12 protein-coding genes are annotated in these 12,137 nt (G+C 46.2%); all 12 read right to left on the bottom strand.

The genetic code is table 11. The annotated features are described in order from the left end of the window. Nucleotides 1-40 precede the first annotated feature (40 nt). On the bottom strand, nucleotides 41-352 hold the full coding sequence (fliE, locus tag P3X63_RS09225; RefSeq protein WP_026586961.1) for a flagellar hook-basal body complex protein FliE: 312 nt from the start codon (nucleotides 350-352) through the stop codon (nucleotides 41-43). 13 nt (nucleotides 353-365) lie between these two features. Continuing rightward, nucleotides 366-818: a flagellar basal body rod protein FlgC gene (gene flgC, locus P3X63_RS09220; RefSeq protein ID WP_026586960.1), complete on the bottom strand. Its 453-nt coding sequence runs from the start codon at nucleotides 816-818 to the stop codon at nucleotides 366-368. Beyond that, nucleotides 818-1,207, bottom strand: coding sequence for a flagellar basal body rod protein FlgB (flgB, locus tag P3X63_RS09215; protein ID WP_026586959.1), 390 nt, complete (start codon nucleotides 1,205-1,207; stop codon nucleotides 818-820). Before flgB ends, flgC begins: the two co-directional genes overlap by 1 nt. Before the next feature lie 356 nt (nucleotides 1,208-1,563). After that, the gene (codY, locus tag P3X63_RS09210) at nucleotides 1,564-2,343 is read right to left on the bottom strand and encodes a GTP-sensing pleiotropic transcriptional regulator CodY (protein WP_006638180.1); all 780 of its coding nucleotides are present in this window, start codon (nucleotides 2,341-2,343) and stop codon (nucleotides 1,564-1,566) included. 38 nt (nucleotides 2,344-2,381) lie between these two features. Beyond that, a complete protein-coding gene (gene hslU, locus P3X63_RS09205) occupies nucleotides 2,382-3,791 on the bottom strand; it encodes an ATP-dependent protease ATPase subunit HslU (protein WP_256860410.1) in 1,410 nt (469 codons plus the stop codon). Between the two features lie 7 nt (nucleotides 3,792-3,798). Further along, nucleotides 3,799-4,344, bottom strand: a complete 546-nt coding sequence (hslV, locus tag P3X63_RS09200) for an ATP-dependent protease subunit HslV (protein ID WP_026586957.1) — start codon at nucleotides 4,342-4,344, stop codon at nucleotides 3,799-3,801. Between the two features lie 13 nt (nucleotides 4,345-4,357). Beyond that, nucleotides 4,358-5,272, bottom strand: a complete 915-nt coding sequence (xerC, locus tag P3X63_RS09195; RefSeq protein WP_026586956.1) for a tyrosine recombinase XerC — start codon at nucleotides 5,270-5,272, stop codon at nucleotides 4,358-4,360. Between the two features lie 66 nt (nucleotides 5,273-5,338). Continuing rightward, nucleotides 5,339-6,643: an FADH(2)-oxidizing methylenetetrahydrofolate--tRNA-(uracil(54)-C(5))-methyltransferase TrmFO gene (gene trmFO / locus P3X63_RS09190; RefSeq protein WP_026586955.1), complete on the bottom strand. Its 1,305-nt coding sequence runs from the start codon at nucleotides 6,641-6,643 to the stop codon at nucleotides 5,339-5,341. A gap of 76 nt (nucleotides 6,644-6,719) precedes the next feature. Further along, a complete protein-coding gene (gene topA / locus P3X63_RS09185; protein WP_026586954.1) occupies nucleotides 6,720-8,795 on the bottom strand; it encodes a type I DNA topoisomerase in 2,076 nt (691 codons plus the stop codon). 219 nt (nucleotides 8,796-9,014) lie between these two features. Continuing rightward, nucleotides 9,015-9,902 carry a DNA-processing protein DprA gene (gene dprA, locus P3X63_RS09180; RefSeq protein ID WP_026586953.1) on the bottom strand — a complete coding sequence of 296 codons (888 nt, stop codon included), beginning with the start codon at nucleotides 9,900-9,902 and terminating at the stop codon, nucleotides 9,015-9,017. A gap of 97 nt (nucleotides 9,903-9,999) precedes the next feature. Further along, complete coding sequence (gene sucD, locus P3X63_RS09175) at nucleotides 10,000-10,902, bottom strand: succinate--CoA ligase subunit alpha (RefSeq protein ID WP_026586952.1); 903 nt, start codon at nucleotides 10,900-10,902, stop codon at nucleotides 10,000-10,002. 18 nt (nucleotides 10,903-10,920) lie between these two features. Then, nucleotides 10,921-12,081: an ADP-forming succinate--CoA ligase subunit beta gene (gene sucC, locus P3X63_RS09170; protein ID WP_026586951.1), complete on the bottom strand. Its 1,161-nt coding sequence runs from the start codon at nucleotides 12,079-12,081 to the stop codon at nucleotides 10,921-10,923. Nucleotides 12,082-12,137: the final 56 nt, after the last annotated feature.

Below are 12,137 nucleotides of genomic sequence, written 5' to 3'. Positions count from 1 at the left end.
GGTAGTTACACTAATTCTCTTCGCTTTCAGACTCCTTTCCTTACACTTGCATTCTCATGATTTCCTGATAAGCTTCGACCGCTTTGTTGCGGAACTCTGTCGCTGCGGTTAGTGTAACATTTGCCTTCTGAGCTGCGACCATGACTTCGTCAAGATTGACATCCTGGCCGAGCGCCAGCGCGTTTGTCAGTTTATCAGATTCGTTTTGAGACTGGTTCAAAGCATTGATAGAATCTTTCAGCACCTTTGAAAAGCTGACTTGATCACCGGAACCGGCCGGCTGTGTTTTGATTTCGTTTGTTGTTGCCGCCTGTGCGGACTGCACCTGAAACGGAGAAACTCCATTGATCATCAGTGTTTTCACCCTACTTTCCGATTTCTAATGCTTTCATGAGCATTCCTTTTGTTGCATTCATCGCTGTTACGTTCGCCTCATATGACCTTGTGCTGCTCATTAAGTCGACCATTTCTTTCAGAGGATCGACATTTGGCATCTGAACATAACCGTCTTCGTTCGCGTCGGGATGTGTGGGATCATAAACGAGTTTAAACGGTGTTTGGTCTTCGCTGATCTTTGTCACTTTCACTCCCTCGCCCACTCTGCTTGACGCATTCATCGATGATTGAAGAACGGATGAAAAAGATTCGCCTTTCGGAGCCGTTGATACGAGCTTTCTTCTGTATGGCTGCCATTCTCCGTCAACCTGTTTTGCTCTTGTTGTATCCATGTTCGCCAAGTTGGAAGAAACGGTATCCATTCTGACTCTTTGTGCAGTCAAAGCCGAAGCTGAGATGTTGATGCTATTGAATACCCCCATCATTTACCCCCCGTAATTACGGTTTTGAGCGAGTTGAATTTTCCGCTTATCCGCTCAACCACTGCCTGGTATTGAATCTGGTTTTTCGCCATTTCACTCATTTCCTGGTCAATGTCGACGTTGTTTCCGTTCTGTTGATATGATGTCTGTTTGCTCGACACAACTGAATAATTTGACTCATTGCCTTTAAAGTCAATGTGCCTATAGTCTGTTTTTATGGAATCAAGACGGGAAGACTCTTCATTCAGCACGTTTTTAAATGACACTTTTTTCGCCTTGTAGTTCGGTGTATCTACATTGGCGAGATTATTGGTTATGACTTTTTGCTTAACGTTCGCTCGTTCCAAGGCTCCCTCTAGTCTATGTATTGTTCCTGAAAATAAATCCAACGCCAAATACCTCCAATCTCTTTCCATCTGTCATAAAATCTTGTCGAGAATTGTAAAAACCATAAGCCTATTGTAAGAAATAATAGGCTTAAAGTCTATGATCTGGGAGTAAAAAAAAATCGTAATATATATCTATTTTACGAATAGGTATTTTGACCTAGATTATAAGAACTATGTAATGTTACAGTCGGTTTACCTTTTTTAAAGTTATACCAATATATTTTCTGTTTCACTAACGAATTGCTTCATTACTGTCATTAACTTATTTCTTCCCTTTCAAAAAACTACAGCGATATACTTAAAAACATGAAATAAAAAAAGCCGCAGAACATGTCGTTCTGCGGCTTTCCCAGTGCTTAATGCGATTTTAATTTTTCTAATTCCATCAGGAATTTGTTGTTTAGGACTTTTATATATGTGCCCTTCATCCCCAGTGACCTCGACTCGATGACACCCGCGCTTTCCAGCTTGCGGAGTGCGTTTACGATAACCGAGCGCGTGATGCCGACGCGGTCGGCAATTTTGCTTGCAACAAGAAGGCCTTCGTTGCCGTCAAGTTCTTCAAAAATATGTTCGATCGCTTCAAGCTCACTGTATGATAATGAGCTGATGGCCATTTGTACGACTGCCTTGCTGCGGGCTTCCTCTTCGATTTCTTCGGCTTTCTCTCTCAGAATCTCCATTCCGACAACCGTTGCCCCGTATTCGGCAAGAATGAGATCGTCATCTTCAAACTTTTCCTGAAGACGGGAAAGAATTAAGGTTCCCAATCTCTCGCCTCCGCCGATAATCGGAACGATGGTCGTCAGACCCGCTTGGAAAAGGTCGCGGTTTTCTACAGGGAATGCCGTGTATTCACTGTTGATGTCCAGGTTGGATGATGTTTCCGGAATGTTGAATAGGCTTTTCGTATAATCTTCAGGAAATTGGCGCTCCTCAAGCATTTTTTTCATTCGGTCGTTTTCAATTTGCTGATTAATGGAGAAGCCGAGCAGTTTTCCTCTCCGGCTGACAACGAAAATGTTTGAATCGATCACATCGCGAAGCGTTTCGGCCATTTCTTTGAAATTAACCGGCTTCCCTGCCGCGTTTTGCAGCATTGCATTAATCTTTCTCGTTTTTTGTAATAAAGCCATAATAAATGATCCTCCTAAATTACTCTTATTTAATTGTTTTATAAAATAAACTGGCTTAAATCCTTGTTCTTGGCGATCGAACCGAGCTTTTCTTCGACATACTGAGGTGTGATGACGACTTTTTCCATCGTCACATCCGGCGCCTCGAATGACAGTTCTTCCAAAAGGCGTTCCAAAATGGTATGGAGCCTTCTTGCCCCGATATTATCTGTGTCTTGATTGACATGATATGCCACTTCTGCAATCTTACGAATAGCATCGTCAGAAAATTCAAGAGATATACCTTCCGTCTGCAATAAAGCTTTGTATTGTTTCAAAAGGGCATTATCCGGTTCAATTAAAATTTTGACAAAATCATCGATGCTAAGCTTTTTCAATTCGACCCTGATCGGGAAACGGCCCTGGAGCTCAGGGATTAAATCTGACGGCTTCGCCATATGGAATGCACCTGCTGCAATGAACAGCATGTGGTCTGTTTTGACCGCTCCGTATTTGGTCATGACTGTCGAGCCTTCGACAATCGGCAGGATATCTCGCTGCACACCTTCCCTGGAGACATCCGCTGAAGAAGATGCTCCGCTTTTTTTGGCGATTTTATCGATTTCATCGATGAAGATGATCCCTGATTGCTCAGCTCTTAACACAGCTTCCTGCGCCGCTTCATCCATGTCGATAAGCTTTGCCGCTTCTTCATTTGTCAGCACTTTTCTCGCTTCCCTGACCGTGAGCTTGCGGCGCTTTTTCTTTTTCGGCATCAGGCTGCTGAGCGCATCCTGCATGTTCATTCCCATCTGTTCCATACCCGAGCCTTGAAGCATATCAAACATCGACGGCTGCTGTTCCTCAACCTCGACGGTGACGTAGTGGTCCTCAAGTTCGCCGAGGGCGAGCTGATGAGCGATCCGCTTTCTGCTGTGTTCAATATCGGATTCTTCCTGGCTTTCCGCGTCATGCTCCTGCTCCTGATTTCCGCCGAACAGCATTTCAAACGGGTTTTTCGCGCCGGACTGTTTTTTTCTTCCCGGGACGAGCAGGCGCACAAGCCGTTTATTCGCGTTTTCTTCAGCGATGGTTTTCACTTCGTTCATTTTTTCTTCTTTGACAAGGCGGACAGATGTTTCCACAAGGTCTCTGACCATTGATTCAACATCTCTTCCTACATAGCCGACTTCCGTAAACTTCGTCGCTTCAATTTTCACAAACGGAGCGCCGACGAGTTTGGCGATCCGCCGGGCAATTTCGGTTTTTCCCACACCTGTCGGACCCATCATCAGGATGTTTTTCGGAACGATTTCTTCGCGCAGCTTTTCATCAAGAAGACTTCTTCTATAGCGGTTTCGCAAAGCGACGGCAACCGCTTTTTTCGCATCGAGCTGGCCGATGATGTACTGGTCAAGACGTTCGACAATCTGCCTCGGAGTCAGCGGCTTTTTTTCCATTTGCCTCAAATCCTTTCTATTCGAGTTCTTCTACAATGATCTGATCATTCGTGTATACGCAAATTTCGCCCGCAGTTTCAAGGGCGGCTCTGGCGATTTCTTTCGCTTCAAGCCGCCCGCCGGCATGACGTTTCAGCGCTCTGCCCGCAGCAAGAGCGTAATTCCCTCCAGAGCCGATCGCGAGGATCCCGTCATCGGGTTCTATCACTTCCCCTGTTCCGGAAACGAGCAGAAGGCTGTCGGCATTCATGACGATCAGCATCGCTTCAAGCTTTCTGAGAATTTTATCGCTGCGCCACTCTTTCGCCAGCTCGACAGCCGCCCGCTGCAGATTGCCGTTGTACTCCTCAAGCTTGGCTTCAAACATTTCAAATAGTGTGAAAGCGTCCGCAACAGAGCCCGCAAAGCCGGCAATCACTTTTCCGTTAAACAGCTTTCTGACTTTCCTTGCCGTATGCTTCATGACAACGGCCTGCCCGAATGTGACCTGGCCGTCTCCCGCCATCGCGCTTTTTCCGTTGTGGCGGACGGCAAATATCGTTGTTGCGTGAAATGATGACATAAAAGAACCTCCTTTATTTCCCTTTATGTGCCCGAGGGTGATGGGACATATACGTCTTTCTGAGCATATCTTTAGATACATGCGTATACACCTGGGTTGAAGAAAGATTCGAATGTCCGAGCAGTTCCTGTACGCTTCTGAGATCCGCCCCCTCATTTAATAAATGGGTCGCAAACGTATGGCGGAGCATGTGCGGATGAATATGTAATGTACCCGATGTCTTCTTGACCAGCTCTCCCAAAATATAACGGACCCCCCTCGGGGTTAAAGGCCCGCCCCTTTGATTCAAAAAGACAAAAGGAACGGGCTCTTTTGCTTTTGATTGAAGGATTCGTCTTCCATTTTGAAAATACAGATCCAAAGACTCCCGGGCAAAAGACCCGAATGGAACATACCTCTGCTTTTTGCCCTTCCCGTGAACAAGCACCGTATCCAAAAACAGATCGACTTCGGATTCCTTCAGACTGCAAAGTTCGCTCACCCGCATGCCTGTCGCATACAGAAGCTCCAGCAGCGCCTGATTTCTTTGTCCCAGCGGAGTGCTCAAATCAGAAATCCCGAACAGTTCTTCAAGTTCTCTTTCATATAAAAACTGCGGAATCCGTTTATCCTGCTTCGGAAGACTGACAAGCTGAAACGGGTTTTCTTTTACCAGTTTTTCCCTTAACAAAAATTTATAGAAGCTTCGCAGAGCCGAGATCTTTTTGCTGATCGTTCTGCGAGTGAGCCCCTTTTCATGGGCTTCCGTCAAGAAAATCCTCACGTCGGTATAAGTCGTGTCCTCAAAGCCCTTTATTCCCTGAGCTTGTAAAAAGCGCTCAAACTCTTCAATAGAAGAAATGTAACCCACAATTGTATATTTTGAATAATTCTTTTCTATTTGTAAATATTCAATGAATAAAGTTAAAAAATTCTTAACATTTGCCATCACTACACCTCTTCAAAAAGGGCTTCTAAATGTTATCACATAACAAGTTGATCTGGCAATGAATAACTATATCGTTTTCGCAATATTTCGAATTGTTTCCAATGCGCGCGAAGCGTACTGTTCATTCCGCTCCTGCTTGTTTTTAATTTTAACCCCTAATTCCTTGAAAAGACCGAAATTCGCATTCATCGGCTGAAAGTTTTTCTTGTTCGTTTCCGTGATGTAGTGGGCCATGCTGCCGATTGCCGTCTCATTTGGGAACGTAACCGGTTCTTTTCCTAAAACAAGGCGGGCCGCATTGATTCCTGCAGCAAGACCTGAAGCTGCTGATTCAACATAGCCTTCAACCCCTGTCATCTGTCCGGCGAAAAACAGATCGTTCCGCTTTTTAAACTGGTAGGTTGCATGTAAAAGGCTCGGCGAGTTGATGAATGTATTTCTGTGCATAACGCCGTAGCGGACGATTTCAGCCTGCTCCAATCCAGGTATGAGACGAAGGACTTCCTTTTGATCCCCCCATTTCAGATGGGTTTGAAAACCGACGATATTGTAAAGAGTGCCTGCGGCATCATCCTGTCTCAGCTGGACGACCGCATATGGGCGCTTTCCTGTTTTCGGATCTTCCAGTCCTACCGGTTTCATCGGGCCGAACAGCATCGTTTTTTTGCCGCGCTTGGCCATGACTTCGATCGGCATGCAGCCTTCAAAAAAGATTTCTTTTTCAAATTCTTTCAATGGAACGGTTTCCGCAGACACAAGGGCGTCATAAAACCTGTCAAACTCTTCTTCTGTCATCGGACAGTTCAAATACGCTGCCTCCCCTTTGTCATAGCGGGATTTCAAATAGACTTTATCCATGTCAAGGCTGTCCTTTTCAACAATCGGGGCAGCGGCGTCATAAAAATACAGATAGTCTTCGCCTGTCAGCTCCCGCAGCTGCTCAGAAAGCGATTCAGAAGTGAGCGGACCTGTGGCGATGATTGTCGGTCCTTCCGGAATTTCCTTGACTTCCTCATTGACAACTGTGACATTCGGATGGTTTTTTACTTTTTCGGTTACATTTGCGGCAAATTCATGCCTGTCAACAGCAAGCGCTCCGCCGGCCGGTACTGAGCATTCATCCGCGGCTGCGATAATCGCAGAATCAAGAATCCGCATTTCTTCCTTTAATACACCTACAGCATTCGTTAAAGAATTGGCGCGAAGCGAGTTGCTGCAGACAAGCTCTGCGAATTTATCCGTGTGGTGTGCCGGCGTTTGTTTAACAGGCCTCATTTCGTATAATCGGACATTGATTCCGCGTTTGGCAAGCTGCCATGCCGCTTCGCTTCCGGCAAGTCCTGCACCGATGACATTCACTGTTTGGTTCATATTTACATCTCCTAATATTATGAATTGAATTGTTCTTTTAACACAACAAAGAAGGTGAGCAAAGCCCTGCTCACCGCTACTTTTGTTGTTCTTCCTTATAATCGCAACCCACGCATTGCACCTGAACGCCTTTTTTCAGCTTTTTCTCAACAAGCATGTCCTCACACTTCGGACATTTTCGTTCCAGCGGTTTATCCCAGGATACGAATTCGCATTCAGGATAGCGATCACATCCGTAAAAAATGCGGCGTTTTTTCGATTTGCGTTCGACAATGTTGCCGGTTTTGCAGGATGGACATTTGACACCGATCTCTTTGACGATCGGCTTAGTGTTTCTGCAGTCCGGAAAATTGGAGCAAGCCATGAATTTTCCGTAACGGCCCATTTTATACACCATCGGATGGCCGCATTCTTCACAATCGACTCCGGCGTATTCGGGTTCGATTTCGATCTTCTCCATCTCGGCTTCCGCTTTTTTCAACCGTTTCTCAAAATCCTTGTAAAAGGAATGAATAATTTGCACCCATTCGACGTTCCCGTCTTCGACATCGTCAAGTTCTTTTTCCATTTTGGCCGTAAACTCGATGTTAATGATTTCAGGGAAAAATTCCATCATTGATTTCATCACGATTTCACCGAGTTCCGTCGGGATAAAGCGTTTGTTGTCAAGGGCGACATATCCCCGTTTTTGAATGGTGTCAACCGTCGGGGCATATGTGGACGGACGCCCGATCCCCAGCTCTTCGAGCGTTTTGACAAGCCTTGCTTCCGTATACCGCGGAGGCGGCTGTGTGAAGTGCTGCTCTGGTTCAATATCCTTTGAAAGAACAGTATCTCCTTCCTGCAAATCAGGGAGCATTTTGTTCTTCTCTTCCAGCTGGTCGTCTTTGCCTTCAACATAAACTTTCATAAAGCCTGAAAACTTGACTTTACTTCCGTTTGCGCGAAATGTCAACCCGTTGTTTTCGAGGTCAACGCTCATCGTATCAAGTGTGGCCGGAGCCATTTGGCTCGCGACAAAGCGTTCCCAGATCAGCTTGTAAAGGCGGAGCTGATCTCTTCCCAATACAGCCTTCAGATCAGCGGGCCTTCTCATCACAGATGTCGGTCTGATCGCTTCGTGGGCATCCTGGGCGTTTTCGTTCTTTTTGGCAGGCTTTCTTTTGCTTCCTAAAAATTCTTTACCGTACTGTTCGCCGATAAAGGATGATGCTTCTTCTTGCGCCGTGTTTGAGATTCTCGTTGAATCCGTTCTCATATAGGTGATTAACCCGACTGTTCCTTCTTTTCCGAGATCGATCCCTTCATAGAGCTGCTGGGCGATCATCATCGTTTTCTTTGCCCGGAAATTTAATTTTCGCGCCGCTTCCTGCTGAAGCGTTGATGTTGTAAACGGCAGAGCCGGGTTCCGTTTCCGTTCTTTTTTCGTAACCTTTTTGACGTTGAACTTATTGCCTTTGATCTGAGAAAGAATTTGTTTGACGTCTTCTTCGCTTTTCAGCGGATGCTTTTCACCATTTATACCGAAAAAGGCGGCTTCAAACGTTTCTTTTCCCTTTAAGAAAGAGCCTTCAATCGTCCAGTATTCTTCCGGCTTGAATTCGTTGATTTCTTTTTCGCGGTCAATGATCAGACGGAGCGCAACAGATTGTACGCGGCCGGCGCTTAATCCTTTTTTGACTTTCTTCCATAAAATCGGGCTGATTTTATAGCCGACAAGACGGTCAAGCACCCTTCTCGCCTGCTGGGCATCGACCAGATCCATATTGATCATGCGCGGGTGCTTAAATGAATCTTTGATTGCATCTTTTGTGATTTCATTAAACACGACGCGGCAGTCCGAGTTCAGGTCCAGGTCAAGGCTGTGCGCCAAATGCCATGCAATCGCCTCTCCTTCCCTGTCGGGGTCGGCTGCAAGGTAGACTTTCTTCGCCTTTTTCGCGGCCGTTTTTAATTCCTTCAATATCGGCCCTTTCCCGCGGATCGTAATGTATTTCGGTTCAAAGTTCTGCTCGATGTCGACGCCCATCTGGCTTTTCGGCAAGTCTATGACATGCCCCATCGATGCTTTGACTTTATACTTTTTTCCTAAGTATCGCTCAATCGTTTTCGCCTTGGCAGGCGATTCCACGATGACTAAGTATTCGGACATACACATAATCCCCCTCAAGAGGTGTTCTCTCTCTTTTCAATTTTGCCTTTTTATTGTATTCAGCATAATCGTCGTTTAGATAGTCATTAGTTAATTAAAAGTGTCTGAATTTCATCTTTTATATAATGAACGCCGATTAAAGCGTTTAAACTTGAAATCCTCACTATTATTAAATATTCGAATACAGTTTGTCAAACGATAATTCCAAACGGATACCGCTTATTGAACATTGGAAGGCGGAAGTTCGCTCAAAATATCGTCGATATCGAATGCCAGTTTTGCCCCTTCCTGGATCAGCCTTGCGGGTCCGAGCGAATTCGCATCAAAGATGGAACCGGGCACTGCAAACACTTCCCGCCCTTCTTCAAGCGCTTGATAGGCGGTGATGAGCGAGCCGCTTCTTTCCTTTCCTTGAACGATGATAACGCCTTCAGTCAATCCGCTGATCAGCCGATTTCGCATCGGAAAGTGCCATTTTTGGGGTCTTGTCTCGGGAGGGTGCTCAGACACCAGGAGATGGTCTGCCGCCATCTGGTCGGCAAGAAAACGGTTTTCACGGGGGTAGATATGGCTGAATCCGCCTGCAATGACGCCGATGGTCGCCCCGTTTGAACGGATGCTCTCATGGTGAGATAGTCCGTCAATTCCTTTTGCAAGCCCGCTGACGATCGTCCAGCCTTTTTTACTTAGTTCCTTCACATAATAAATTGCGGCTCTTTTCCCATATAAAGTTGGTCTGCGGGTTCCGACAATGCCGATTCGCCGATGGACACGAAGAAGCTGTTGATTTCCTTTCAGAAAAAGGACGGGGGGCGGATCATGGATCGTCTTTAGAGAAGGCGGATACTCAGGGGATGATATGGCAAGCATATCCACTCCTGCTGCTTGATAGGACTTGATGAGGTGTTTGACATTCGGGAGTTCTTGTTCAACAAGCTTTCGAATCGGAGATAAATCTAATGCTTTTCCTGAAAGCCGTGTTAAAGGATGGTTTTTTTTGTCTGAAAGAGATAAAGAGGGGTCTGTTCTCCACCATTTGGAAAGCAGTGAAGGAGAGAGCGCGCCGCGCAGGCGGAGCAAAATCAAAAGTTCGCTGCTGACAGTCATTCAAGAGTCCTCCATATATTGATTTTTCCGAAAACATAAATCATCAGGATAAAAAGGAGGGATAGACCGTTTGGCCTATTCCCTCAAGTCATGAAGATCAATGTGTTTTACATGCTTCATAAAGACCTTTTTCTTTTAAAACTTTGATAAGGGTTTCCCCCATCACTGAAGGTGTTTCTGCGACTTCGATTCCGCAGGCGTTCATCGTTTTAATTTTTTCCTCAGCCGTGCCTTTTCCTCCGGAAATGATGGCGCCGGCGTGGCCCATACGTTTCCCTGGAGGCGCCGTTTTTCCGCCGATGAAGCCGACGACAGGCTTGGTCATATTCGCTTTGATCCATTCCGCCGCTTCCTCTTCAGCCGTTCCGCCGATTTCGCCGATCATGATGACGGCATGCGTCTCAGGATCTTCATTAAACGCTTTTAACACATCGATGAAGTTCGTTCCGTTCACAGGGTCTCCGCCGATGCCGACTGCCGTCGATTGCCCGACTCCAGCCTCAGAAAGCTGATGAACCGCTTCATATGTAAGGGTTCCTGACCGCGACACAACACCGACATGACCTTTTTTATGGATGTAGCCCGGCATGATGCCGATTTTGCATTCCTCAGGCGTGATGACCCCAGGACAGTTCGGACCGACAAGACGCGTTTTCTTGCCTTCCATATATCTTTTTACTTTTACCATGTCAAGCACCGGAATATGCTCGGTAATGCAGATGACGAGATCAAGCTCTGCATCTGTCGCCTCCATGATCGCATCTGCCGCAAAAGCTGCCGGCACATAAATAACAGATGCATTCGCTCCCGTCGCTTTCACCGCGTCTTCCACCGTATTGAACACAGGAACACCTTCAACCTCTGTTCCTCCTTTTCCAGGTGTCACGCCGCCGACGATTTTCGTGCCGTATTCAAGCATCTGCTTTGTATGAAACAAAGCTGTTGAACCTGTTATCCCCTGAACAATGACTTTTGTGTCTTTATTAATAAATACGCTCATTTTGGTCCCCTGCCTTTCTTACTTCACTAAGGATACGATTTTCTGCGCGCCGTCAGCCATTGATTCCGCAGACGTAATATTGAGCCCTGAATCATCGAGGATCTTTTTGCCGAGATCGACATTTGTTCCTTCCAAACGAACGACAAGCGGCAGTGTCAGACCGACTTGTTTCGTCGCTTCAACAACACCTTCGGCAATGACGTCACACTTCATGATGCCTCCGAAAATATTGACAAAGATCCCTTTGACGTTTTGATCGGATAAAATGATCTTGAACGCTTCCGTTACCTTTTCAGCTGTTGCGCCGCCTCCAACGTCAAGGAAGTTGGCCGGTTCCCCTCCGTAATGTTTAATAATGTCCATGGTCGACATCGCAAGTCCCGCTCCGTTTACCATGCAGCCGATGTTTCCATCGAGTGAAATATAGCTTAAATCATACTTGGATGCTTCAATTTCCTTAGGATCTTCTTCATCAAGATCTCTGAATTCCAGGATGTCTTTCTGTCTGTATAACGCATTGCTGTCAAAGTTCAGCTTGGCGTCGAGCGCCATCACTTTCCCGTCCCCTGTGACGACGAGCGGGTTGATTTCAGCAATGGAACAGTCTTTTTCAACAAAGGCATTGTATAAGCCCATCATAAATTTAACGGCTTGGCCGATCAGTTCTTTTGGAATATTGATGGCGAAAGCGATTTTTCTCGCTTGATAGCTTTGCAGCCCGACAGCCGGGTCGATTACTTCTTTGACGATTTTTTCCGGCGTCTTGGCGGCGACTTCTTCAATCTCTGTTCCGCCTTCTTCAGAAGCCATCAGCACGATCCGGGAAGTCGCTCTGTCGAGGACAAGACCGACATAGTATTCCTTTTTAATATCGCAGCCTTCTTCAATAAGTAAGCGTTTAATTTCTCGGCCTTCAGGACCCGTCTGATGTGTGACGAGCGTTTTCCCCAGCAGTTCTTCCGCATAGGCTTTCACTTCGTCTTTTGATTTTGCAATTTTTACCCCGCCTGCTTTGCCTCGGCCGCCCGCGTGAATTTGAGCTTTCACGACAAAAACCGAGCTTGACAGCGCTTCCGCCGCCTTGACCGCTTCATCTGCTGTAAAAGCCACTTTACCTTCCGGAACAGCCACTCCGTACTTTCTGAGGACCTCTTTCCCTTGGTACTCATGGATATTCATTTCCCATCCTCCTAACTTATGTAGCAAAAATAAAAATAGACTGCGCTTTCATTTTA

It is taken from the genome of Bacillus sp. HSf4, from assembly GCF_029537375.1.
Lineage (GTDB): Bacteria > Bacillota > Bacilli > Bacillales > Bacillaceae > Bacillus > Bacillus sonorensis_A.
This window is presented reverse-complemented; position numbering and strand designations above follow the sequence as displayed.